Raw genomic sequence first — 23,513 nt, 5'->3', positions numbered from 1 at the left:
AATTCCCGAAAAGTTCTCGGAAATTCCGTCTTGATAAATATTACTTGTTTAATTTGATACGGGTGTATTTGCTAAGGTCCAGACTAATTCAGTTTGATACTTAACTGCTTCCTTCGGTGTTTTCCCTGGGATGCTTAAAGAAACCGCTCGGGTAACTGCGACATTTACATCGTCACCTTTATGATCTTTCTCCGTAATGGTTTCAACATTACCCCAGCCATTTACCCAAGTACCGGCTCCCTTGTTAGCTTCGGCCATCATCACAATTTGTGAGTTAACACCGTCTAAAACAACGGACGTTCCGGCAATTGGAGCTATTGCAGCTTCCTCATTACCATCGGTCATCGGGCTATCCACTTTAGGATCAGTTAATGTAAGTCTAGCACCATCAAGTGTTTTATATTTTTTAGCAACACTAGAAGCAAAGGCACCATCTTGTTTGACTGATAATGTCCAGCCAACATACTCACCCCGTGTATCCGTTACTTGAACGTAGTTTCGGGTAAGTGCGCTTGGATCTTTATATCTTTGTGCTCTTGCATAGTACGTGCGATCTTGGTTAGTAATTTCTTGCAACCCAAAATCCAAGCTAGAGGCATAGTCGATACTCAAAGGTCCCGGCGTACCCGGATTAGGCCCATCAGGATCAGTTGGATCGACAGGGTCTACCGGGTTATTCGGATCGGGATCATTGGGATCAACTGGTGGAGTTACCTCGCTGCCTGGCATAAAATCAATCTCACCGGTTGATTTATACTCAGCCGCCAGTGCACCTGTACTAGAGGACGCAAGAACAAACAAGCTTACTAACGCAAAACCTATTTTTGTTCTTTTCATCTTATCCTCCTTTGCTTACAGCCTAGTTAGGTCCTTCAGTAAGAGTCCAAGTTAATTCAGTAGTGTAGGTGCCTTTTTCTGGATTCGCAGTACCTGGAACTTCTAGTTGTACAGATTCTGATTCTGTAGCTTGGGCTGTATCAGTACCAAAACGCATAGCCCAAGTTCCTTTACCATGTTTGTCTTGGGCTGTAGCAATCGTTGATGCCTCTCCTGGAACTAGTGCAATATCCCCGCCAACTACAGGAGCATTAGTTGGATTAGCACTATTCGCTACAATATTTTTTAATGACAATTCCGCACCGGTTAATACACTAGTACCTTTTGCGAATTGAGCGTTTTGAGTAACCGTTAATTTCCAACCAGTGTATTCACCAGTTGTATCCGTCACTTGAACATAGTTAGGTCCCCGAACTTCACTATTTTTATATGTTTGTAAATCTGCATTGTAAGTTTCTTTTTTCGAAGAGATTTTTTGTTCTCTAAACTGGAAACTAGACGCATAGTCGATTGACAATGGTCCATCTGTACCTGGTTTAGGACCAGTTGGATCTGTTGGATCCACTGGATCTACTGGTTTTTCTGGATCAGGATTAACTGGGTCTACTGGTTTAGTTCCACCTTCACCTTGTTTGAATGTAATTTCTCCCGTTGATCCATAATCTGCTGCACTAGCAACTGTTCCGCCTAAAACAGACGCACTTACTAGTAAAGTTGCTAATAATACGGTTGACTTTTTCATATTTTTTTCCTCCAATAAATTTTTATGGTTGATAATTAGCTAGCTGGTCCTGAAACCAATGACCAAGTTAGAGTAGTTGTGTATTGCACTGAATTTGGAACAGCTGTAGCAGGAACATCTAATTTCCCACCATGATCATAACTCCAAGCACCTTTACCTTGGTTCGCTGCCGCTGACACAACAAGGTAATTTTGATCCATCGTAGCAAACTCTACTGAAGGTGCTGCTGTTCCTGGCGCTGTACCTGGTCCAGAACCTGCAGAAATCCCCGTCAAGCTCAACTCAGCCCCAGTAAGTACAGATGCATCTGCTCCAGTAAACTGTGCTCCTTGTTTTACTTGTAAATTCCAACCAGCCGCTTTCCCGCTAATATCAACTACTTCAAAACCATTGCTTGCAGTCGTATATGATTGATTTGTAGTAGCAATAGGATTCGAACCAAAATCAAGATCTGAGACACGCTCGATGTAAAGACCTTCATTTCCTTCAGTTCCACCAGATGTAAACGCTACTCTTCCTGTTGAAGGTTTACCATCAGCTGCAAAAGCTGAAACACCGCCCAATGTTACTGATGCTAATACCAAACATGTAAGTGCTACTGTTGTTTTTTTCATAATTTTAACTCTCCCTTTTTGTTTTTTACTATTAATAACAGCAAGAAGCCTAAAAGTGTATAACCCATCAGGCTAATGCCAAAATAGTTACTTTGACCTGTTTGTGGCAATGTTTTACTGCCACTGGTTGATGTTCCATAGCTGACGCCTCTTCCGGTTGTTGTTCCAGGTAGCGTACCACTGGAACCTCCGGCTGGATCTTCTGCCGGCTCTTCATACTCACCGTAAAAGCCGATTTGGCCATTACTTCCATAACTGCTAGCATGAACTGCGGTTGAGGAGAAAGTAAAAGCAAACAAAGAGAACAGCAAACTAATCAACACAGTTGAAACTATCGTTTTTCTTTTAACCATTTCTTTCTCCTTTCTAACCACTAGTCGGACCGGCAGTAAGTGTCCAAGTTAATGTACCTGAGTAATTACCGTTGTATTGCTTATCAACCGGAACTTTTAGCATTAAGCCTTTTGTATCCGACCAACTTTCAGTGATATTTTTCGTAGTTTCTACATTAGGAGTAAATTGATCTGACTCTACTACTCTAGCTGCATCTGAAATATCCAAATCACCGTAATATAGACAGCCAGCTAAGTTTTGGGTCGCTCCGCCACTTAATGTAACAGTCAGCGGATTCGTTTCAGCTAACGTCAGGCTCCAACGCTGTGTCTCATAACGATCGTCGGTAATGGTCAAAGCAGCCGGTTGTTCGCCACCATCTAAAACCCGTGGTTGAGTGATTTTCAATCCATCCAAGCTGATTGCATGACTGCCAAAGTCATAGATCGTTGGATAACTTACTTTGATACTGCCATCGTAAGTATAGTTCATGTTGACAGTAACGCCTTCAGCTGGCATAAAGTCTGGTACTGGATCTGGATCCGTTGATGCAACTCCTTGATAAGTATAGCCTGCATAGGTTTTTTGATATTGATCGAAGTTCTTGTCAATTGCTTCATTGATATTGATTAGAATTTCGGCTACTTCAGGCGTACCTTCAGTCGCTCCATGTTTATTCTTTTGATGCTTGACTTTTAGCACCGCCGCTGATGTAGGTTCAATGACAAGCCGCTGACGATTATCGGTTTGATAGTTAGCATTAAAACCTTCCAGACTTGGTGTGTGAGTACAATTTGTACTCTTAGTGTTTACCCTTGTGCCCATATATTGAATGGAAGTAGTCGACAAAGGTTGCCAATTATGATTTTCAGTGTCTGACGTATTACCATTATTCCACAAGCGAATTGCATGAGAGTTTGCGGCTTGGAGTGTAGCATAATAGGTATTTCTTCCCAAACACATCAGCGCATTCCCATTCGTACTTCTGGTTTTAGCGATATCAAAGGTTGCACCGTCACCCACCGTGATACTACCGTTTCTATAATTGGCACATGCCATGTAGATAAGGGTCCCATTTGCTGTACTATTAGGGGTATTCCTAGTATCAGATGTATCAGAACGTACTCTAAATAACGAACCTTTTCCAAGTTCGATAGTAGATCCGGCCCCGTTCATTCTTATGGCGTTCCCGTTGTCACCTGTTGCACCAGTGATATCTAACGTGAATTCTGCATTTTCGCCTAATGTTAAGCGTGATTGGTCACCAGCAAATCCGACTGGCACTTCACTATCTATAGTATTACCTCTCGAGTCTCCCTTAGAAGTCATATGCAACTTCCCAGCAATATGTGCTCTGGTATCTGCGTTATCAAAATAAAGTACAGCTGCATCTCTTTGCCTTGACTGGCCATTAATGATTTCAACTTCGGCACTTTCAGGTATATAGAACAAATTACTAGATTTCCCACCAAAGCTTGCTGCATTATTCGCCCAAGAAGAGTTTGGTCCAGCACCATTAATGGCTATAGATGCTGGTGAATAGTCTTGTCCTGACCACTCTCCTACGTTAGTGCTAATATCATTATCTAAGGTTACCTTGGTAAAATCTCCAGGTTCAATATAAAAATTCCCATTCCCTGTAATAGCGAAATTTCCACCTTTCAAGCCATTTCGAGCCGTTATGTTAGATCCAGCCTTAATATAAAGCTGCGCAGCTTCGATGTTAGCTGAGCTAGTATAAGAACCGATACTGGTAGGAGAAAAGTTGCGTATTGTACCGCCAACCGGAGAAGCGTAATTCGTTTGACCCGTCGGACCATTATTTAGCGAAACATCACCAGACAAGATGACTCTACCAGCCCAGCCTTCAAATATTTGGGTCCCTACTTGGTTAATATTGTGAAATGTGAATACTGAGAAATTATCACCCCCGTGGAAGCCATCAAAAATTCCCCATGCGTTACCATTTCCTACTAATAAGTTTTGAACGACAACGTCAGCATATCGATTAAAATAATAAGTCTGTCCAGTAAAGTCAATTGCATTTCCATTTCCTTCAATAACAATTTTTCTACCAGATGTATTACTAATCCCCGTCCGAAGTTCTCTCTCCTCTATTACGAAGCTTTTCATTACTTTAATAACTGTGATACCTCTAGAATTATCTTTCAGTCCATCCTCAAATTGTGCTCGATCCCTAACCTCATGAACCGCAACATTATCTGCACCTTCAATACTAGCAACATCTACTGGCAACGGTCTTTCCGTAGGATGCCCAATATCCGCAGCAAATCTAGTCCCTACACGATCTGCTAAATCCTCTGATTCTTCAGTTTCATCTGGCTGTTCTGCTTCATTAAGCGCATCGACTGAATTCGCTTGATTCGCTTCATCGGTCGAAGCAGTCGTATCAGCCTCATCCTTGTTCAGTTGATCAACTGTGTTATCCAGAATATTTTCTGATTCTGTTTTTAACCCCTCTTCAGAAGTGGCAGTGGTAGTTTGAGCTTCACTGCTATCAGTAACCGTTTCAGCAAATACCGGTGCTAGCGGTGTTGCTGCGATGAAAAACAAACTAAGAATCGTTATACATTTTTTCAAATTTTTGCTCCCTCCTTTCTTAAAAATTCCAAGCATAAAACAATCCTCAAACACTCATCACCCCTTTCAAATAATTTCTATGTCAATCATGTAGAATAAAATCCCAAAAATCAGGTTTTCATGCTACCACTCCTTTTTTATCGATAATGATCTACTAAGTAATTAATTGCCCTGATTTAGCTAATCTAGTGGAATTTATATATAATATTTCTGTAGCACCTCATCTGTTAAGCGATACCCCTGCCCCCAAAGCGTTTCAATCATCATGCCATCTGCAAAAAATGAACTAAATTTTTTATTGATGTTTTTAACAATTACCGAGAGTTGAACTTTGCTGGAATCTAGTGATTTCGATTCATTGTTTTCCCAAAGCATCCGGCACAATTGATCTCTCGATAAAACCTTTCCATTTGATTCAAACAAATGAATCATTAATTGCTTTTCTTTTCTAGTCAATTTGTACAACGTAGCAATGTTCTTTTTCTCATCTAATTTCACATTCCCTTTGTTGCTATCAAATAGATCGTGAAAGACTCCAATCGTAGGATTATGCGGAATCCAATCATCAATTCCTTGCGCTTTCATTTTCTCCAGCGCCTCTTGCTTTGGTGGTGTTTCCATCTTTCGAACCATGACCGTTCTTTCGGTCAACCTGTCAACAATTTGATCTACTTCTCTATTTGATAAGGTTTCGCTTAAAATGATAAGCCACCGTTTGTCTAATAACAGGCAAAACTGTGTTGAAAACGAGAGACCTTCTAAAACGTTTGTTGTACAAAAAACATCAATATTCATTTTTTGTAATTTTTCTTGTATTTCAATTTCGTTTAATGTATTTTTTGTCAAAATTAAGACGTATTCAAATCCCATTGTTTATCCCCCGTATATCAACTTGCTGTTCATGTTTTTTTAACTAAGTTATTCTCCTATCCCTAATAGTTAAACCCAAAAAAACAGCGCTCATTCTCAGATTGTTTCCTAAATATAATGGGCTCCAGCCGCACCTTTTCTCATTTTTGTCTTTAAACTCTCTAATTCACTATATATTTAAGTTCTTTTTGGACATTTATTCTATCTACGATTAAAATTATAACCTTAATTATGTTAAAACAAAAACTCAATATTAGATACATTACAAACACAAAACAATATATGAACAGGTTATTAAAAACTAGATTAGATAACTATCATCAAACTTCCTAGAGAAGTCATTGTTATTAAATATATCCATTACAATATTTTTGTCATTTTATTCGCCAAAAATGATAAAAAAGTAGAAAATAAGTTTGCTGACACTCCTTTCATCTCTAATAGAAGTAATATTTCCATCTTAATAAACAATTATGACCACACGACGAAATATATAACCCTTCTACTTCACTTAAAAACTCAATATAACTTTACTTCGTCAATATAATTGATAAAATGAAATTAACAATCAGTATAATAGATGAAGCGAGTAGTTAAAGAGCGTTACACTGACTGACAAGGAGCATGAATGAATGATCTCAACTTTTTTAAACGAGGAATCAAAAAAAAAACTTGCTATATTTGAAAGTTTGATCGATTTACCCACAGGTTTTTACTCAACGGCTTATTTAAGTTCATTAACTAATTTATCCAAACCAACTGTTGCTTCTTACTTAGTTGAAATGAATCAAGAAGTAGCTGAGGTCTATTCTTTCGAACTTTTGAATGAACAATCTAAACTATTTTGGGAAAAGAAGCAGGCAAATCCTTCTGATTACCGACTATACTTAGCCAGAAAATCAATTCCCTATCAATTTATTTTGTATGCCTTCAATCATCCGACTAAAGTTCTGACTGATTTTTGCAATTTGCACTATCTAAGCACCTCATCCGCCCGAAGACTACTGATGCCGTTAGTTGATTTATTTAAAAAGTTCGACATTAAAATTCGACTTTCTACCATGAGCTTTGAGGGAAGTGAATTTGAAGTTCGCAACATTTTTTATTCTATATTTTGGATTGTCGGCTATGGTGTAGATATTATTGACCAGGAAGAAACGGTTGATGGAGAATTAGAGGTGCTTGAGAAAATTGGTATTTCAGACTGTGTGTACATCGATACGAACGAAATACTACTTACACTATTGATTGCTAAAAAAAGAATGTCAGCGAATTTTCTAATTGATTCTTTTCCTTTGAATGATTTGCCTTTTAGTAAAAGCGAGGAACAATACTTATCTGGTTATATCAGCCAATATGCGAAAAGTGATCAACAGATTCACGGGGAGTTTCATGCATTACTCTACACGATCTTTTATTCGAACTTTGTTTTTGCAGCAGATGATCTGCGAACACAGAAGATAATGACTTATTTTAAGTTATTAGAAGCCAGAGATGATGAGCTAATACGTTTGAATAAGGAATTTCTCACAGCTTTAGCCCCCGAGCTTCGGAATGACGAGGAAACAGATGTGGTATCGGCGAATACCTTAATTGCCTTTTTGAAATTTTTTATTTCACGAAGGTTACTTCTCAGTATTACAGAATTTAAAAGCAGAGTTGAACATCGGATACCGAGGAAAAGCACTGCGTTGAAAAAAATTACCCTCTTTGTAAATAAAATTTCTCGCAGGAAAAGCTTAAGATGGGTGGAACACTGTGCTAACGACCTAATTGTTTACTTGAATTTTGTGATAACTCCCTTTTTAAAACGACAAGAGCGACAGCTAGTTGTAGGTATTTTACCACTACCAAATCATTCGTTACTCTTAGAACTTACTGAATATCTCGCAATGTTTTCATTTATTCATTACCGATTTGCGAAGACTTCAATTGAAGGTATCGACCTGTTTATCGCTACTTTTGCCGATCATATTTCTGATCCTAATCGACCATTCATTTTAATTAACTCTGGAGGTCTGACAGCCATGAACAAGACCGAAATTTTCAATTTATTGTACAAAGAATACCAAAAGCTAAGTAGCCCCCTTCAGTAAAAAGGACTTAAAACCAAAAAAAGTAGCTGTGGTATGAAACGTCACAGCTACTAAAAACCGTATAATCGATGTGACTGGAGCTGAACACTTCTGCCACAACCTTTTATGTTTTATTTTCCATACTTTTCTTCAAATACTGACCTGTTAGGGTGCCACTTTTTAGCAGCTCTTCCGGTCGCCCACAAAATACAACCTCCCCTCCTTTACTGCCACCTTCAGGTCCAATATCAATTATCCAGTCGGCTTGCTTTATTATTTCGCTGTGGTGCTCAATAATAATCAATGTGTTGCCTCGATGGACAATCTGCTGAAATAATTCGTTTAACTTTCGAATGTCGGATAGATGTAAACCAGTCGTTGGTTCGTCCAAAACAAGTAGTGACTCTCCTCCTGTGATGGCTTTAGCTAGTTTTAGTCGTTGCCTCTCTCCTCCAGACAAGGTCGTTAGAGAACAACCAATCGGTAAATAGGTCAAGCCAGCATCGATTAGTGCGTGCAGTTTTTTCAACATTCGCTTGCTTCCACAACTTTGAAAAAAACTGCCAGCTTCTACTGCGGTCATCTCCAATACATCTAAGATCGTTTTCTCATGATAGGTGTAACTAACCGCTTTAGCCGAAAATCGCTTCCCTTTGCACCGTTCGCATTCATTTACCACGGGGTCCATGAAGACCAGCTCGACAGTTGTCTCTCCTTTGCCCTGACAATTGGGGCAGGCCCCTTTGGAGTTAAAGCTGAACATCCCAACATCGACTTTGTTTTCTCTGGCAAATAAACGGCGGATTTCATCATAAATTCCCATAAACGTTGCCGGCGTTGCTCGTGGCGTCGCATTTATTGGTGACTGGTCAATGATCGACAGCTCTTCGGGGAATTGCTGAGGGAGGACCTTAGTAATCAATGTCGACTTCCCTGAACCGGCAACACCGGTAACTACCGTTAAAATATGCTTAGGAATATCGACGGTGATATTTTTCAGATTGTGAAGAGTTGCGTCTTTAATCGTCAGTTTTTCCTGCCATGGTCTTGGATTCAAGTTGATCGGTGGCGCATGCAGAATTTCTTGACCAGTTAAACTGTCGGAGGTCAATAATTGTCGGTAATTGCCACGAAAGACGACTTCACCGCCATTTTTTCCTGCTAATGGACCAATATCAATAATTTCATCTGCTACGGCAATCACATCCGGATCATGTTCTACCACAAACACCGTATTTTCTTTGTCCCGCAGATCCAGCAGCAGTTGATTGATTCGCGAGACATCTCGAGCATGCATTCCCGTACTTGGTTCATCGAAAATGTAGAACATCCCATTTAAGGAACTCCCCATATGCTTCACCAGTTTTACTCGCTGCGCTTCACCGCCAGAAAGGGTTGGTGTTTGACGATCCAAATGCAGATAGTCTAAGCCGATATCAATTAAACGTTGCACCTGTCTTTGTAATTCATCGATCACATCACTAATTTCTGGATACGCCAAGCATTGCAAATAAGCGAATAGTTGACGCATATCCAGCTGTACACAATCAGCAATCGACTGTCCGTTGACCGTGACAGCTAATGATTCTGGATTCAGACGTTTTCCCTGGCATTTGGGACACAATCCTTGGATCAATAAGTCCTGTTGCTTCTTCTCATAGTGTTTCCCATAAGCAGACAAATCCCGCTTCATTAAGATCCGTTCGTAGTTGCGATAAATTCCTTCTAACTTCGGATTGACAGGATGTGCTTCTTTATCAGGGTGTCCATACATCAGCTGATTCCACTGCGCCTCCGTCAAATCTTTCAAGGGAATACTGCTGTCAAAAAAATCCGACTTATCATACTGTTGCCAATACCAGCTGCCGATGGCATACTTGGTATCCAGCATTGCGCCTTCTTTCCAAGACTTCTCAACATCAACAATTTTGTCGAAATTGATCTGATTCACGTAACCCAGACCAGAACATCTAGGGCACATCCCCTGCGGATTATTGAAGGAAAAATGTCCAGCTGAGGGCATCCGTGGTGTTCCTACTCGCGAGAATAATAGTCTCAGCAAAGAATAAATTTCAGTGATAGTTCCTACTGTTGAACGCTGGTTGCCTCCTAAAGGCGTCTGATCGATTACGATGGCGGGATTCAGATTCTCAATCCGAGAAACTTTCGGCTTGCGGTATTTTGGCATCCGGTTCCGCACGAACGCCGGATAGTTCGCATTCATTTGCCGCTGTGCTTCTGCCGCAATCGTATCAAAAACTAAGCTGGACTTACCAGAGCCAGACACACCAGTGAACACCACCAGTTGGTTTTTAGTAATTTCTAAGCTGATGTCTTTTAAATTATTGTGTGAGACTTCTTTTAGGATTAATGGTTTCATGAACATCTCCCCTTTCCTCATTAGTCTAAAGTCTGACGTAAGGGGAGAGTCAAGGAAGAGTATAAAAAATAAGAACCCTTTGCTGCAGGTCCTTACTGTGGTTCAACCTGCTCAAAAAGCTACGGCTTTTTTTAGCTGAAGAAGGAGCCGCTGTTGCGGGTTTATTTTCTTCACTTTACGGAAGAGTATTAAGCAAATGACTAACAACACAACAATATTCAGTCCGTAAATTAAATAAGGGTTGGTCAAGAAAGTGTTCATTCCTAAATAAAAAAGAATCAGCGTCAGTAGGTTCTCTAAGCAATGGGCTAGAATAAAATAAATTGCCGGTAAAGAAATAGAGTAAGCCATATAGTAATCCGGCAGTCAATGCATGAATGAACTGGGAAAAGCTGCTAAAACGAATGAGCCCACAACTGAGGGCAACCATTAAGTATACCGAACTTTTAGGAACCTCAATACTTAACAAAGATTCTGTTAGAAGTTTTCTAAAAAAAATTTCTTCGGTAATCGGTGTCAATAATCCCAGCAATATAATAGTAGAAACTGGAACAGGATTCCTAATCAAACTCGCTTGAATCGCCGAAAAATCGACTAGCAGCCATTGAATGTCTGTGCCTTTGCTGAAGAGGTTTACTAAAATAAAGGAAAGCTTTCCAACTAATAAAGCTGAAGAGACTAAAAGAAAATTCATGAAAGTAACCTCGTGGCTTTTACTCAAAACAGGATGATGAACGTTTCTAATTTCATAGGCGTACAGCAGATAAGCCGCTAATGCTATCGAAAACCCGACAACCCGATGAACAAAGATGTCACTTCCGTTGCTGTCACCATACAATAGTTGAGAAATTTTCAACGTAAGATACTCGAAAATAAAATAGAGGGCTACGATCAGAAAGGATCCTCCGATGATTTTTATACTCTTCTTCATGTTAACCTTCTCCAGTACCTTTATTTCTTTGAGGAACGAACGATTTTTTACCTCCACAGTTTGGCTAACGTTTCTACAAGCAGACTTCTTTCACTTTCATCATAAAAAAATAGAAAACCTAACACAAACCTAAGTATTACCGTTTACTAAACAAATTGAATCACTTTAGTTAAGTTAAACTTATTGAATATGCAGGTGGAGAAGGTCCGCACTACCTACAATCTCGTACGTTTACCATCCTAACTAAACAATAAAAGTTCCTCTAGCTTCTGCATTTCAAATGCATTGTAATCAAGATGGATCAATGACTTGAAGGTAAACAAAGGAACTTTCTAGCTGTTCTCCTCAATGAACGGCAACCCAAGGCAGCACAAGTGATTCAGGTACGGTAATCAATCCCAGTCGCCTCATTTGGTCTTCTTCGTCCACACCGATTAACTTAAAGACGGCGCCATCACAAGTTTTAGTGACTCTGCTTCCCAACAATTCATCTGTTTTTGTCGCACCAGAACAAACACACATAAAGGTATCGGTATAAATACGACGATCCGCCGATTTAATGACCTCTAAGTTGATTTCCACTCAAATTATTATGCACATTTTTTTGCAAGCCGAACATTGTTCTCATAAAACCCAAGGTCGTTTAAAGTTAAGCCGAGTACAAATTCAATAATGACCAGAGTATTGCCAATGGCTATCCTACTGCATCGTAAAGAAAATAAGCTATTGATTACCTCTTAGCTACTGTGCAGATAAAGGAACCGATCGTATTTCCACGAATCTGCAACTTATAGCTTCAATAGATCAGAAGCAGCTGATAGTCACTCATCACTAATTATCTATGTTTAGACGGCTATCCATCGTCTATTTCTTTTTATTCCTTTTCAAACGATTCAGCGCTTTTTTATTTTTCCGTTTGTCCATGGAAAAGCCGGCTAGTGGATTGTTGCTGACATTTCGCTTCGGGAACCATTTGGCTTTATTCTCAGGTGCAGGTTCCTCTAGGCCACCTTCAACGGGTTCCTCCGGTGGTGTGTTGGTAGTTGTAGTTGTGTTTTCCAAGCTAGATTGTGGGGACGAGTGAGCAGTAGGTTGCGTGTCCGTCTCCTCAATTCCTACCACAATATCTTCCAAGCTAAAACTCTCTAACACCGCCCCTTCCGGCAAGCTCGCCTGCAACATTGCCATCAGCTCTTCTTCAGATAAACTGGCAACATCCAAGTCTTCGGGAATCATGATTTCTAATTGTTGGCGTTCGCCTAGTTGTTCGGATGCTTCGGTGGATGGGACTTCCGTAGCGGAATTAGCACACGCTTGACTACCTGCTAGTTGGGCTTCGATTGCGGCTGTCGCTTGGCGACCCACTGCTGGATAAGCATCTGACTGAACAGCTTGCGGGAATTCCTGAATTTGGACAGACTCCGGCTGTGACACTTCAGCGACTTGAATAGCTTCCGGCTGATGCTCAACGGTTTCCTGACTGTCTTCCTCCCGCAAATCAAACAGCGGTGTCTCAATCGTTTCGACAAATTTGGCGCTGATTAATTTCTTAAATAGCCCCACCTCGTTTTTTTCAAATAAATTAAGGCGGACTAATTTTTCTAAGCTGGCACGGATTTCTTCGGCTGGTTTGTTTCGATCTGGATCTTTTATGCGCAGGCTATGACGACGCCCCGCACTATTTTCAAATGTGGCACTTAAACTTAACATGTCTTCACTCGTTCCTTTCCTTTTTAAGATATCTATGTCATTTTGGTTGCGGTTTCATTTTAAGGTCTTCAAGGTACTGAAAAAGCTTGGGGACGTACCTGTTCAACCAGATCCCTTAATTGGGCAATTTTCTCAGCAATAACTCGCTTCACCGTAAATAAGCGGGACGTTAACTGCTTCCACTCTTTCGTGGCAAAATAATCTTGGAATAAATAATAATAGCGGCGTAATGCGCGCGTTGATTTAGTTTGCAGGAAGATGTAGCGGACTAGCTCCCTTAGTACGAAGCTGAAGTCATCGGCGCTTAATTCATCACGAATTTGAAGGGCGGCCAAATATTTAATCGTGTTGGTCGCATCGTGGGTTTCATCGTAGTAGGTACTGATGCGGCTCTCCAACGTTACCCGCTGCAGCTTAAAAAGCTTCTGAAAATCTAATCTATGCTCATTCAATTGACGTGCCTCCTTTTTTTGAAATCGTTTTACTCGATTTGTCGCCTATAGGCTAAAGGATATTTCACTAAATGTCAATAGTATTTTAAGAAGTTTTTCACGTTATTTAAAAGAACCGCATTAAATCAAGGTTTTTTCGTTATTATTTTTTATCTTTATGGATAAATCAAGAGGATACCTCGATAAAAGTCTTAATAATCGAAATATGGAATTAATATTACCTACACAGATATTTATATTCACATTTTTATAACAACAAAAAAATAAATCAATGAACCTTGTAAATAATCATTAATGTCAACCTAAACGGGATTTATAAATCAATAAAAATGAGACGCTATACGAATAACTTGTTATATCAACATCCAATATTTGTTTTTATAAAGGGTTTTTCCCTATTAAAAAAAGACCATTATACCCATTCAGGTACAATGATCTAGTTTTTTAAATAAAATAGTTTCTAGTTGCTGCTTCATCCTCATCCAATTGGGCAATTAATTCTTCTGCGGAATTGAACTTCACCTGTCCACGAATAAAATGCAGCCAACGTACCCGTACTTCTTCCCCATAGATATCTTGATCGAAATCCAAAATGTTCAGTTCTACGGTTTTTCTACGGTGTGGACCAAAAGTATCGTTATGACCAATTGATCCCATCGCTGGATACCAGTGTCCGCCAACTAAAATTTCGTTGACATAGACCCCCACTTTCGGCAGAACCATTTGCTCATCCGATTGGATATTAGCAGTTGGATAACCTAATTCCCGTCCACGGGCATCTCCATGGATAACCGTGCCGCTAGTCTCATACACATAGCCTAGTAAACGATTCGCTTCTTCCAAGTTCCCATCAGTTAATAACTGGCGAATACGTGAAGAACTTATCTTCTCATCATGATCCACTTGTTTCGGAACGGTGATTACTTCAAAACGCCCTTGGGCATATTCAGGTAAATGAGCAACATCCGCTTCGGCTCCTTTGCCATACGTATAATCAAATCCAGAAACAGCGACTTTAGCATGCAGACCTACGATATATTGATCAACGAAATCCGCTGGCAGCTGAGCAGCAAAGGCTGAAGTAAATGCCACTTCATACAAAATATCTACCTTTAAGCCTACCATCAACTCTTCTTTTTGTGTCAAATTTGATAAATACTTGACTGGATTGCGATCTACTTTTTGGAAAACCACAGCTGGATGCTGGTTAAACGTCATAACAGCTAGCTTTAAATTTTTTTCATCCGCAATCTTACGTCCCGTTTCAATTACTTCTTGGTGCCCCCGATGAACACCGTCAAAAAAACCAAGAACCAACACCACATCATCTGTAGGTATTTCCGCTGCCTGATACGGGTGCCGTAATTTGATTATTTTCATAACTATCCCCCTCATATATAACTAGAACGATTTATATATAACAACTAGATTTTACACATTTCGTATAACTTTACTAGGTTTCAACCATCCCGAACGATTGGGATGCTCTCCATACAAGCTGACTAATTTTTCCTGATAAAATAAGGCAATCAGTTCTTTAGGAATCGTTTTTAGCCCCAACTCCTCAGCTGGCAAAAGCTGCCCATTTTTCACTTTTTGCCACAAAGAATCGGATAAATCGACATGCAGAAAGTCTTTCACCGCTGTTTCAATCGGCTGCAAAATATCGTCCATTCGTTCTGCTTCCATCAACTGCTGGACTTGCGCCAACGTAGCTGCTTGTCCCACTGTAAAGCCACCACTAGCTAAACGAGTCAAATCAGACATATGTGCCGGAAAACCTAAAGCAGCTCCTAAATCAACTGCTAGTGTCCGCACATAGGTCCCTTTGCCACAAGACACTTGAAAACGCCAGGTCTGCGTCCCAGTACTTTCATCAAAGACTGGTTCACTTACCCGCTGAAAGGAATCGATTTGTGCTTGGCGTTTGGGTCTCACTACCTCTTCACCTGCCCGTGCATATTCATAAAGTCGTTTGCCATTAACTTTAACTGCTGAATACATGGGTGGAATTTGGGTAATCGTTCCTACGAAAGTTGTCATCGCTTCATCGATCCGTGCTGCTGTCAAAGGTTCTGTCACCGCCTTTTGTTCTACGGTTTCTCCACTAGCATCCTCGGTAGTCGTAGAATAACCCAGGGTGATTGCTCCTTCATAGACCTTTCCGCTGTCTTGCAAATATTCGATCACCTTCGTGCCTTTTCCCACACAAATAGGTAGAACACCATCCACATCAGGATCGAGCGTACCGCCATGACCAATTTTTTTCATTTTTAAAATTTTACGTAATTTGAATACGCAATCGTGACTAGTCATGCCACGTTCTTTCCATAAAGGTAAGATACCGTCCATTTTATCGCTCCATTTTCTAAAAATTTCAACGTTGCCATTATACCATAGCCAAAAGCAGAAGAGGCAAAGAAAATCCCCCTCCAGCAAAACCGGACGGGGACAGCTTACGATTCTTGATTTTTCTCAGGTTTTTTCTTCCGCAAAATAAAACGAAACGGCGGATCAGAAGGCTGACGCATCGCATAAGATTCCAACATATTGACCCGGTGACGATAATCATTGGCTTCAAAGGTAGAAATCTCTTCTCTTCCCTCATGCTCATCAATGATTTTACGCTCCAGGTAATAGCCACGTAATAATTCTTTGGTGTATAACGGATCTTGCTGGATCAAAATAGTCCCAAACAAGCCCCGCTTATTCACCTGTTCCATTAAATTTTTTCGTTCTTCTACAAAGAAGTCAATCAGGTCTTCATCGTAAACATCCCGCAAATTTTCTAAACTATTTAGAATAGTCTCACTATTTTTCAAGAAAACATCCCTGACAGAAGACACATCTCCCCGATCAATCACACTTCGTTTCCCACGAGACTGCCGCCGTTGCCAAAACAACTTAGGATGCAGAATCACCCGAATAATTCGCTGAACGACAATGATCCAAAAACTAAGAAAGGATAAAATTTGATGAGGAATCGACCGTTGAAAACGCGAAATAAACATGGAATACAAACGGTATGAATCGGTATTTATCTTTCTTTTACGATAACTTTCATCCAACCCATCTCGTTCGATTGACAGCATCAAGGCCTGCACCTCTTGAAACTCCTGTTGACTACTATCAGACATCGTTTCCGTAAACAGCTCTTGTATATGGTCCTGATAATTAGTAATTACTGCTTGTAAAGCGAATACTTCCTTCTCAGACATCTCACGCGTTTCCAAATCCTCTTCCAAACAGGCAATTACCTCACGATAAATTTCCATCTGTCGTGGATTGGTGACTGGTGTTACTTCACCATCTGAGAGAATCGGCAGTAGAATCATCCCTAGAATCAAACTTAAGAAAGTCACACAAGCAGTAATAAACAATAGCAAGGAGCGTTCTGGAAAATCAACACCACCAATGGCTACTGGCAAAATAAAAATCGTTGCAATACTGACGGTTCCCTTTACGCCACCCACAGTTAGCAGCAACCGCTCATGTAAATGTCGATGGGTTTGTTTTATCCCCTTTGTAATTGAATAAAAAAGCGTAATGAATAAAAAGCGGATCAAAAAGAGCAGTGCTGTTAATAACACTACAATGAAAAACAAATGGAGGTTGGAGTAGGTTTGGCTATTCCAAATCGGCGAAAACACCTGTGAAAGCTCGATACCTAAGAACAAGAACACTAAAGCATTCAACGTAAAACTGATGGTTTGCCAGCTCGTTTCCGTCACATTTGACAACTCTGCGTCAAACAAACTGATTTTACGAAACCCCCGTGATTCCAAAACGCCACAGACAACCGCTGCAATAATTCCCGATGAATGGAATAGCTCCGCAACTAAATAAGCCAAAAAAGGCAACGTCAGTTCAATGAGTAAATACCCAGTAATATCGCGAGCAGATATTCGTTCGATCAGTTGAATGGATTGCCGTTTTACATAGACAACAACAATGCCGGCAAGCACACCGCCAAGTGTCGAAAGCAATAACGTCAATGAGGCATCCGCTGCCGAAAAGTGTCCTGTCATTAATGCGGCGACTGCAAACTGAAAGGCCGTTACGCCAGATGCATCATTCAAAAGACCTTCACCTTCTAAAATATGCATCACTGAATCGGGCATTTTCAAACGCTTAGCAAGAGAATTCACAGCGACAGCATCCGTTGGTCCCAATGCCGCCCCAAAAGCCAAGCAAGCCGCTAAAGGAATCGTTGGCAACAACCAATAAAGCGCAAATCCCATACTCACTAAGGTTAGAATCACACCACCAAAGGCTAAAAATAAAATCGTTCCACTATGCTTTAAAATAGCTGGAATGTCCGCTGTTTCTCCCTCGCGGAAAAGCAGCGGTGCAATAATCATCACTAAAAATACTTCTGGTTCAAAATTAATGGAGCGACCAATTTCTGTCAGCCCCAACAAAATCCCTAGTACAATCTGGATCATAAACATCGGAATGGAAGGGAACACTTTAGCTAATACATTGGATAAAGTAATGGTAATGGCAAGAAAGATAATAATCTCAATGAGGATCATCGATTACCTGTAAACTGCTTCTCTCTTACCTTGGCTAAGATTTTCAAAAACTCGGTTTTCTTGTCAATAATTTTCTTTTCCAATTCTGTTAGTTCTTTAGACTTGCCATCTAAAGAAAGCTGTGCCCGCTTTGCTTCCATTCGTAACAGCTCATGCTTCATACGTTCCGTCTTGCGATACAAAAGTAAATTATTCTTCTTCATATATTGTTTAATAAATTTTCTTTCTTCTGGAGAACAATCTAGGTACTCAGCATGCAGACTGCGCATACGTTCATCAAATTCTGTTGTCATCTCTCCAATTTCCCCCTTAAGCTATCGCTCAAAACTTCCTACACTTTAACAGGAAATAGCAAATTTTGCAAAAAAAACCTGAGTGAAACATGCTCACTCAGGTCCTTCTTTACTCTTTATTTAGATCGCGAATCATTTGATCAATTTTCGATCCGTATTCTACGGATTCATCCAATTCAAAAAACAATTCAGGCGTCTTGTAAATCGAAAGGGCCTGACCTAATTCACGGCGAATTAAGCCTTTTGCCTTGTCTAATCCCGCTTGCGCTTTTTGTTTGTCAGAAGCTTTATCAGACAACAAGCTATAATAAATGGTTGCTTGCTGCAAGTCTCCTGTAACATGAACGTCTGTGATATTCACGTCTTGGACACGTGGATCACGAACTCGCTTGCGTAAAACATCGTTGACTTCTTTCAAGATTTCTTGAGCGACGCGACGATCTCGATAGTTAGGCATAAAAACTGCCTCCTTTTTTAAGCTTTCTTGATTTCTTGCATGATGAAGGCTTCAATTACATCATCCACCTTAAGGTCATTGAAGTTTTCAACCATTGCACCACACTCGTAACCCATCTTCACTTCTTTAACATCGTCTTTGAAGCGTTTCAAGCTGGCAAGCTTGCCTTCAAAGATAACAATACTGTCACGAATGACACGCACACCGCTGTCGCGAGAGATGCTGCCTTCGTTCACATAGCAACCGGCAATTGTCCCGATCTTAGAAACTTTGTAGGTTTCGCGAACCGTCATTTGACCAGTAATTTTTTCTTCGTATTCAGGATCAAGCATCCCTTTCATCGCTGTTTCGATTTCATCGATTGCTTGATAGATAATCCGGTGTAAACGAATATCAACTTCTTCACCGTCAGCCTGTTGCTTCGCCTGTGGTGTAGGTCGAACGTTAAAGCCGATAATGATCGCATTACTTGCTGCTGCAAGAGTTACGTCACTTTCGTTAATCGCACCAACTGCTGAATGGACGATGTTTACTCGTACCCCTTCAACATCAATTTTCTTCAATGATGCAGCCAATGCTTCAGCTGAACCTTGAACGTCGGCTTTGATGATTACATTAACATCTTTTAATTCGCCCTCTTTAAGTGATTCAAACAGGTTATCCAAAGTTACCCGAGCATTTGATGTGCGGTGCTCTTGGACTGCTCGTTTCGACCGTTCTTCTCCAGCTGCCCGAGCTGTTTTTTCATCTGCAAAGACGGCAAAACGATCGCCAGCTTGAGGAACATCATTTAATCCAGTAATTTCAACTGGTGTTGCTGGTCCTGCTGTTTTATCTCGGCGACCAATGTCATTGGTCATCACACGGACACGGCCGTACGTATTACCAACTACGATTGGGTCACCAACATTAAGGGTACCTTGTTGCACTAGTAATGTAGCAACTGGACCTTTTCCTTTGTCTAAGCGTGCTTCAATCACAGTACCAATTGCGTGTTGTGTTGGATCAGCTTTCAAATCTTCTACTTCTGCTACTAACAAAATCATTTCCAATAATTCTTCAATGTTTTGATTGAATTTCGCGGAAATTTCAACGAAAATCGTATCGCCGCCCCATGCTTCAGAAACTAATTGATGTTCACTTAATTCTTGCATTACACGATCAGGGTTAGCACCTGGTTTATCAATTTTGTTTACCGCTACAATAATTGGCACTTTGGCAGCTTTTGCATGGTTGATGGCTTCAACGGTTTGTGGCATAACACCATCATCAGCTGCTACTACTAGAATAGTAATATCTGTGATACTTGCTCCACGAGCACGCATACTTGTAAAGGCCGCATGTCCTGGTGTATCCAAGAAAGTAATTGGTTTGCCATTGATGTCGATTTGGTAAGCTCCGATATGCTGAGTAATTCCGCCGGCTTCTCCACTCGTTACGCGAGAATGACGCAATGTATCCAACAAGGTTGTTTTCCCGTGATCGACGTGTCCCATAATCGTTACAACTGGCGGACGCGGTACCAATTTTTCTTCGTCTACTTCTTCAGCTTCAAAGAAACGGTCAATATCCGCAATATCGATTTGAACTTTTTCTTGTGCTTCGATGCCGTAATCCGTTGCCAACAATTCAATCGTGTCTTTGTCTAACGGTTGGTTTTGGTTAACCATTACACCCATCAAGAATAATTTTTTAATGATTTCCGCTGGTTCACGGTAAATTTTCTTCGCAATGTCTGCCACGTTCATGCCGATCGTATATTCCAATACTTCAGGCAATTCGCGGAATTTACGTGCTGGTACTGGCGGTTTTTGGCTAGGTTGATACTTGCCTTTTTTACCTTTTTTATTGAATTTGTTCTTATTGCGGTTAGCACCAAAATTATTGTTGCGATTTTGGTTACCGTAGTTATTGTTGCTACGGTTGCGGTTTTGATTTGTTCCACCTTGGCCGCCGCCTTGGGTGTTAGAACGTTGCTGACCTTGAGCGCCTTGTGCTGCTGGGCGCTGACCTTGTCCTTGCGTTGCAGGGCGTTGACCTTGCTGCGCTGGGCGTTGACCGCCTTGGGCTGGACGATTTTGGCCTTGGTTTGCTGGTCGCTGACCTTGATTTGTCGGACGTTGCTGACCACCTTGTCCTTGTGGACGTTGACCCTGTTGTGCTGGGCGTTGGCCGCCTTGTGCCGGACGGTTTTGCCCTTGGTTTGTTGGTCGCTGACCTTGATTTGTCGGACGTTGCTGACCACCTTGTCCTTGTGGACGTTGACCCTGTTGTGCTGGGCGTTGGCCGCCTTGTGCCGGACGGTTTTGCCCTTGGCTTGCTGGACGTTGACCCTGGTTAGTAGCTGGTCGCTGACCTTGAGTATTTCCTTGACCTTGCGGGCGTTGTTGCTGACCCTGACCTTGTGCTGGACGGTTTTGCCCTTGGTTTGCCGGACGCTGGCCTTGTTGACCTTGTCCTTGACGATTGCCCTGATTTGGGCGATTTTGTGATTTCTCGTTTGAATTTCTCACGCTGTCTTGATTTCCTTTTCTATTTTGGAAATTTGGGTTATTTTTTGAGCTCTTAAATTTAGGTTTTTCGTGCTGGTTAGCTGATGGTTTTGCTTGAGTATTTGCTGATTTTGGTTGTTGCGTATTTCCAGAAAAAGCTTGCTTCAATTTTGACTCATCCTCATTAGATAAAGAACCCATGTGATTAGACACATCAATTCCCATTGTGTTGGCCTTTTCTACAACATCCTTACTTGATCGATCGATTTCTTTGGCAAATTCATACACTCGTTTTTTTCCCATGCAATCACCTTCCTAACCTTGTATTAACGACACCATCTTCTTAGCAAAGCCTTGGTCCATTACCCCGATTACTTTTCGCGGTTTGCCAATGGCATGTGCTAACTCACTTTCAGTGAATTCAATCAGACAGGTCGTTTGATAAAAATTGCTTTTATCTGTTACTTTTTTTCTTGTATTTTCACTAGCGTCAGAAGCAACCAACACCAACGAAACCTTTTGTTTGCGGATTTCATTGACGGTCAGTTCTTCCCCAGTGATCAGTTTGCCTGCACGCATTGCCAGGCCTAATAAATTTAAGGCCTTTTGTCTATTCATTACTAAAGAGCTCTTTTCTTGCTTTTTGGTGGGTCACATAGTCTAGCAGCTCTTGGTAAAAATCATCTGTTAACTCCACGTCTAAGACACGATCCAACACTTTTTTCTTCCAAGCCTGTTCTACTTCTTTAGGTTCAATTGCCACATAGGCTCCACGACCAGGCTTTTTGCCGGTCGGGTCAATGGACACTTCGCCTTCTTTTGACTTTGCAATCCGAATTAATTCTTTTTTTGGCAGCATTTCGCCAGATACGACTGATTTACGTAAAGGGACTTTTCTTTTTTTCATAAAATGCCTCCTGCACGTTTATTCTTCTTCTTGATCGAAAGCAACATTTTCGATATCGTCTGCTGTCATATCAGGAGTAATTTCCAATTCTGCTGGGTCTGCGACTTCTTCTACTGACAATTCTTCAGCAGCCTCATTAGCATCTAGCATGAATTCTGCTGGGACTTCTCCAAATAGATTGTCTTGCAGTCCTTCTGGTGATTCATCATAGTCACCATCATCATAACTGGCATAAAACTCTTCCATGTCAGATTCTGACTTAATATCAATTTTGTGGCTAGTCAATTTAGCCGCTAACCGAGCATTTTGACCACGTTTTCCGATCGCTAAAGATAATTGGTAATCAGGTACAACTACGGTACAAACTTTAGGATTATCTGTATTGAAAATAACATCTTCCACTTGGGCTGGATTTAATGAATTGGCGATGAAGACTGCTGGGTCTTCGTTCCATTCCACAATATCCATATTTTCACCTTTTAGTTCATTCACAATTGCTTGAACTCGTTGGCCTTTAGGTCCCACGCAAGTTCCAACTGGATCAATGTTGGGATCATTGGAACGAACAGCAACTTTTGCACGATCTCCCGCTTCTCTGGCAATGCTGACAATTTCAACGATTCCATCATAAACTTCAGGAACTTCTTGTTCAAACAGTCGACGCAACAAATCTGGATGACTGCGGCTTACAAAAACCTGAGGGCCTTTTGACGTATTTTCTACCCGTGATACGTACACTTTGATCCGATCATGTGGTTGATAAAATTCATTGGGCATTTGGTCTTGTTTAGAAAGAACAGCTTCAATTTTACCTAAGTTTACATAAATGTAACGGTTATCTTGACGTTCCACTACACCTTGCATAATGTCTTTTTCATACGCGCTATATTCATTATAAATAATGTTGCGTTCCGCTTCACGGACGCGTTGCAAGATCACTTGCTTAGCAGTTTGAGCAGCAATTCGTCCAAAATCTTTAGGTGTGACTTCAAAACGAATCATATCGCCGATTTCGTAAGCGGGATTAATTGTCATCGCTTCTTTTAAAGAAACTTCTAATTGAGAATCCATTACTTCTTCTGTGACTTCTTTGACTGCATAAACATGGATGTCGCCTTTTTTCTCATCAAATTGGACTTCCACGTTTTGGGCTTGTCCGTAATGACGTTTGTACGCAGAAACCAAAGCCGCTTCTAAGGCATCAATGACGATTTCTTTTGAAATGCCCTTTTCTGCTTCCAAAGTATTCAATGCATTCAGCATTTCTTTACTCATTATTCTTCC

General features: G+C 40.8%; 21 protein-coding genes. 1 reads left to right on the top strand and 20 read right to left on the bottom strand.

The features are described from left to right. Positions 1–48 precede the first annotated feature (48 nt). The 6 genes from IGI42_RS00320 to IGI42_RS00295 all read right to left on the bottom strand — a co-directional run bounded on the left by IGI42_RS00320 (position 49) and on the right by IGI42_RS00295 (position 5,997). Entirely contained in the window at positions 49–837 is a 789-nt protein-coding gene (locus tag IGI42_RS00320) for a WxL domain-containing protein (protein ID WP_438713539.1), read from the bottom strand. A gap of 22 nt (positions 838–859) precedes the next feature. Next, entirely contained in the window at positions 860–1,579 is a 720-nt protein-coding gene (locus tag IGI42_RS00315) for a WxL domain-containing protein (protein ID WP_438713538.1), read from the bottom strand. Between the two features lie 35 nt (positions 1,580–1,614). Beyond that, entirely contained in the window at positions 1,615–2,193 is a 579-nt protein-coding gene (locus IGI42_RS00310) for a WxL domain-containing protein (protein WP_438713537.1), read from the bottom strand. Continuing rightward, on the bottom strand, positions 2,190–2,546 hold the full coding sequence (locus IGI42_RS00305; protein ID WP_438713536.1) for an LPXTG cell wall anchor domain-containing protein: 357 nt from the start codon (positions 2,544–2,546) through the stop codon (positions 2,190–2,192). Before IGI42_RS00305 ends, IGI42_RS00310 begins: the two co-directional genes overlap by 4 nt. A gap of 13 nt (positions 2,547–2,559) precedes the next feature. After that, positions 2,560–5,127, bottom strand: coding sequence for a pectate lyase-like adhesive domain-containing protein (locus IGI42_RS00300; protein ID WP_438713535.1), 2,568 nt, complete (start codon positions 5,125–5,127; stop codon positions 2,560–2,562). Positions 5,128–5,322: 195 nt separating this feature from the next. Next, a complete protein-coding gene (locus tag IGI42_RS00295; protein WP_438713534.1) occupies positions 5,323–5,997 on the bottom strand; it encodes a winged helix-turn-helix domain-containing protein in 675 nt (224 codons plus the stop codon). Between the two features lie 632 nt (positions 5,998–6,629). Here IGI42_RS00295 and IGI42_RS00290 point away from each other — a divergent pair. Continuing rightward, positions 6,630–8,093, top strand: coding sequence for a helix-turn-helix domain-containing protein (locus tag IGI42_RS00290; RefSeq protein ID WP_438713533.1), 1,464 nt, complete (start codon positions 6,630–6,632; stop codon positions 8,091–8,093). A gap of 103 nt (positions 8,094–8,196) precedes the next feature. Here IGI42_RS00290 and IGI42_RS00285 read toward each other — a convergent pair whose 3' ends face one another. The 14 genes from IGI42_RS00285 to nusA form a co-directional block, all read right to left on the bottom strand. After that, positions 8,197–10,452 (bottom strand): ATP-binding cassette domain-containing protein, encoded by a 2,256-nt coding sequence (locus tag IGI42_RS00285; protein ID WP_438713532.1) that lies wholly within the window; start codon positions 10,450–10,452, stop codon positions 8,197–8,199. Positions 10,453–10,627: 175 nt separating this feature from the next. Further along, on the bottom strand, positions 10,628–11,383 hold the full coding sequence (locus tag IGI42_RS00280) for a lysostaphin resistance A-like protein (RefSeq protein ID WP_438713531.1): 756 nt from the start codon (positions 11,381–11,383) through the stop codon (positions 10,628–10,630). A 345-nt stretch (positions 11,384–11,728) separates the two neighbouring features. Beyond that, positions 11,729–11,965 carry a hypothetical protein gene (locus tag IGI42_RS00275; protein WP_438713530.1) on the bottom strand — a complete coding sequence of 79 codons (237 nt, stop codon included), beginning with the start codon at positions 11,963–11,965 and terminating at the stop codon, positions 11,729–11,731. 282 nt (positions 11,966–12,247) lie between these two features. Next, the gene (locus tag IGI42_RS00270) at positions 12,248–13,093 is read right to left on the bottom strand and encodes a DUF2922 domain-containing protein (protein ID WP_438713529.1); all 846 of its coding nucleotides are present in this window, start codon (positions 13,091–13,093) and stop codon (positions 12,248–12,250) included. Between the two features lie 68 nt (positions 13,094–13,161). After that, positions 13,162–13,545 (bottom strand): hypothetical protein, encoded by a 384-nt coding sequence (locus tag IGI42_RS00265; protein ID WP_438713528.1) that lies wholly within the window; start codon positions 13,543–13,545, stop codon positions 13,162–13,164. Positions 13,546–13,989: 444 nt separating this feature from the next. Then, on the bottom strand, positions 13,990–14,925 hold the full coding sequence (gene ribF / locus IGI42_RS00260; RefSeq protein ID WP_438713527.1) for a riboflavin biosynthesis protein RibF: 936 nt from the start codon (positions 14,923–14,925) through the stop codon (positions 13,990–13,992). Positions 14,926–14,976: 51 nt separating this feature from the next. Continuing rightward, positions 14,977–15,897: a tRNA pseudouridine(55) synthase TruB gene (truB, locus tag IGI42_RS00255; RefSeq protein ID WP_438713526.1), complete on the bottom strand. Its 921-nt coding sequence runs from the start codon at positions 15,895–15,897 to the stop codon at positions 14,977–14,979. Between the two features lie 104 nt (positions 15,898–16,001). Next, positions 16,002–18,080 (bottom strand): cation:proton antiporter, encoded by a 2,079-nt coding sequence (locus IGI42_RS00250; protein WP_438713525.1) that lies wholly within the window; start codon positions 18,078–18,080, stop codon positions 16,002–16,004. Next, complete coding sequence (locus IGI42_RS00245; RefSeq protein WP_438713524.1) at positions 18,077–18,373, bottom strand: hypothetical protein; 297 nt, start codon at positions 18,371–18,373, stop codon at positions 18,077–18,079. Before IGI42_RS00245 ends, IGI42_RS00250 begins: the two co-directional genes overlap by 4 nt. A 109-nt stretch (positions 18,374–18,482) precedes the next feature. Next, on the bottom strand, positions 18,483–18,830 hold the full coding sequence (rbfA, locus tag IGI42_RS00240; RefSeq protein ID WP_438713523.1) for a 30S ribosome-binding factor RbfA: 348 nt from the start codon (positions 18,828–18,830) through the stop codon (positions 18,483–18,485). A gap of 17 nt (positions 18,831–18,847) precedes the next feature. Continuing rightward, complete coding sequence (gene infB, locus IGI42_RS00235; protein ID WP_438713522.1) at positions 18,848–21,625, bottom strand: translation initiation factor IF-2; 2,778 nt, start codon at positions 21,623–21,625, stop codon at positions 18,848–18,850. Positions 21,626–21,637: 12 nt separating this feature from the next. After that, positions 21,638–21,940 carry a YlxQ-related RNA-binding protein gene (locus IGI42_RS00230; RefSeq protein WP_438713521.1) on the bottom strand — a complete coding sequence of 101 codons (303 nt, stop codon included), beginning with the start codon at positions 21,938–21,940 and terminating at the stop codon, positions 21,638–21,640. Beyond that, positions 21,933–22,229 carry an RNase P modulator RnpM gene (gene rnpM / locus IGI42_RS00225; RefSeq protein ID WP_438713520.1) on the bottom strand — a complete coding sequence of 99 codons (297 nt, stop codon included), beginning with the start codon at positions 22,227–22,229 and terminating at the stop codon, positions 21,933–21,935. The genes IGI42_RS00230 and rnpM overlap by 8 nt, the downstream gene beginning before the upstream one ends. An 18-nt stretch (positions 22,230–22,247) precedes the next feature. Further along, positions 22,248–23,504 (bottom strand): transcription termination factor NusA, encoded by a 1,257-nt coding sequence (gene nusA / locus IGI42_RS00220; RefSeq protein WP_438713519.1) that lies wholly within the window; start codon positions 23,502–23,504, stop codon positions 22,248–22,250. Between the last annotated feature and the right edge of the window lie 9 nt (positions 23,505–23,513).

This window comes from Enterococcus sp. AZ109 (assembly GCF_051714625.1).
Classification (GTDB): Bacteria; Bacillota; Bacilli; order Lactobacillales; family Enterococcaceae; genus Enterococcus_A.
This window is presented reverse-complemented; position numbering and strand designations above follow the sequence as displayed.

Bases quoted from the DNA above. Each gene is read 5' to 3' on its own strand.
- ribF (WP_438713527.1), bottom strand. From the start codon at position 14,925: ATGAAAATAATCAAATTACGGCACCCGTATCAGGCAGCGGAAATACCT.
- rbfA (WP_438713523.1), bottom strand. From the start codon at position 18,830: ATGCCTAACTATCGAGATCGTCGCGTCGCTCAAGAAATCTTGAAAGAA.
- IGI42_RS00270 (WP_438713529.1), bottom strand. From the start codon at position 13,093: ATGTTAAGTTTAAGTGCCACATTTGAAAATAGTGCGGGGCGTCGTCAT.
- IGI42_RS00245 (WP_438713524.1), bottom strand. From the start codon at position 18,373: ATGACAACAGAATTTGATGAACGTATGCGCAGTCTGCATGCTGAGTAC.
- IGI42_RS00320 (WP_438713539.1), bottom strand. From the start codon at position 837: ATGAAAAGAACAAAAATAGGTTTTGCGTTAGTAAGCTTGTTTGTTCTT.
- infB (WP_438713522.1), bottom strand. From the start codon at position 21,625: ATGGGAAAAAAACGAGTGTATGAATTTGCCAAAGAAATCGATCGATCA.
- rnpM (WP_438713520.1), bottom strand. From the start codon at position 22,229: ATGAAAAAAAGAAAAGTCCCTTTACGTAAATCAGTCGTATCTGGCGAA.
- IGI42_RS00315 (WP_438713538.1), bottom strand. From the start codon at position 1,579: ATGAAAAAGTCAACCGTATTATTAGCAACTTTACTAGTAAGTGCGTCT.
- IGI42_RS00230 (WP_438713521.1), bottom strand. From the start codon at position 21,940: ATGAATAGACAAAAGGCCTTAAATTTATTAGGCCTGGCAATGCGTGCA.
- IGI42_RS00305 (WP_438713536.1), bottom strand. From the start codon at position 2,546: ATGGTTAAAAGAAAAACGATAGTTTCAACTGTGTTGATTAGTTTGCTG.
- IGI42_RS00310 (WP_438713537.1), bottom strand. From the start codon at position 2,193: ATGAAAAAAACAACAGTAGCACTTACATGTTTGGTATTAGCATCAGTA.
- truB (WP_438713526.1), bottom strand. From the start codon at position 15,897: ATGGACGGTATCTTACCTTTATGGAAAGAACGTGGCATGACTAGTCAC.
- IGI42_RS00285 (WP_438713532.1), bottom strand. From the start codon at position 10,452: ATGAAACCATTAATCCTAAAAGAAGTCTCACACAATAATTTAAAAGAC.
- IGI42_RS00250 (WP_438713525.1), bottom strand. From the start codon at position 18,080: ATGATCCTCATTGAGATTATTATCTTTCTTGCCATTACCATTACTTTA.
- IGI42_RS00280 (WP_438713531.1), bottom strand. From the start codon at position 11,383: ATGAAGAAGAGTATAAAAATCATCGGAGGATCCTTTCTGATCGTAGCC.
- IGI42_RS00290 (WP_438713533.1), top strand. From the start codon at position 6,630: ATGATCTCAACTTTTTTAAACGAGGAATCAAAAAAAAAACTTGCTATA.
- nusA (WP_438713519.1), bottom strand. From the start codon at position 23,504: ATGAGTAAAGAAATGCTGAATGCATTGAATACTTTGGAAGCAGAAAAG.
- IGI42_RS00295 (WP_438713534.1), bottom strand. From the start codon at position 5,997: ATGGGATTTGAATACGTCTTAATTTTGACAAAAAATACATTAAACGAA.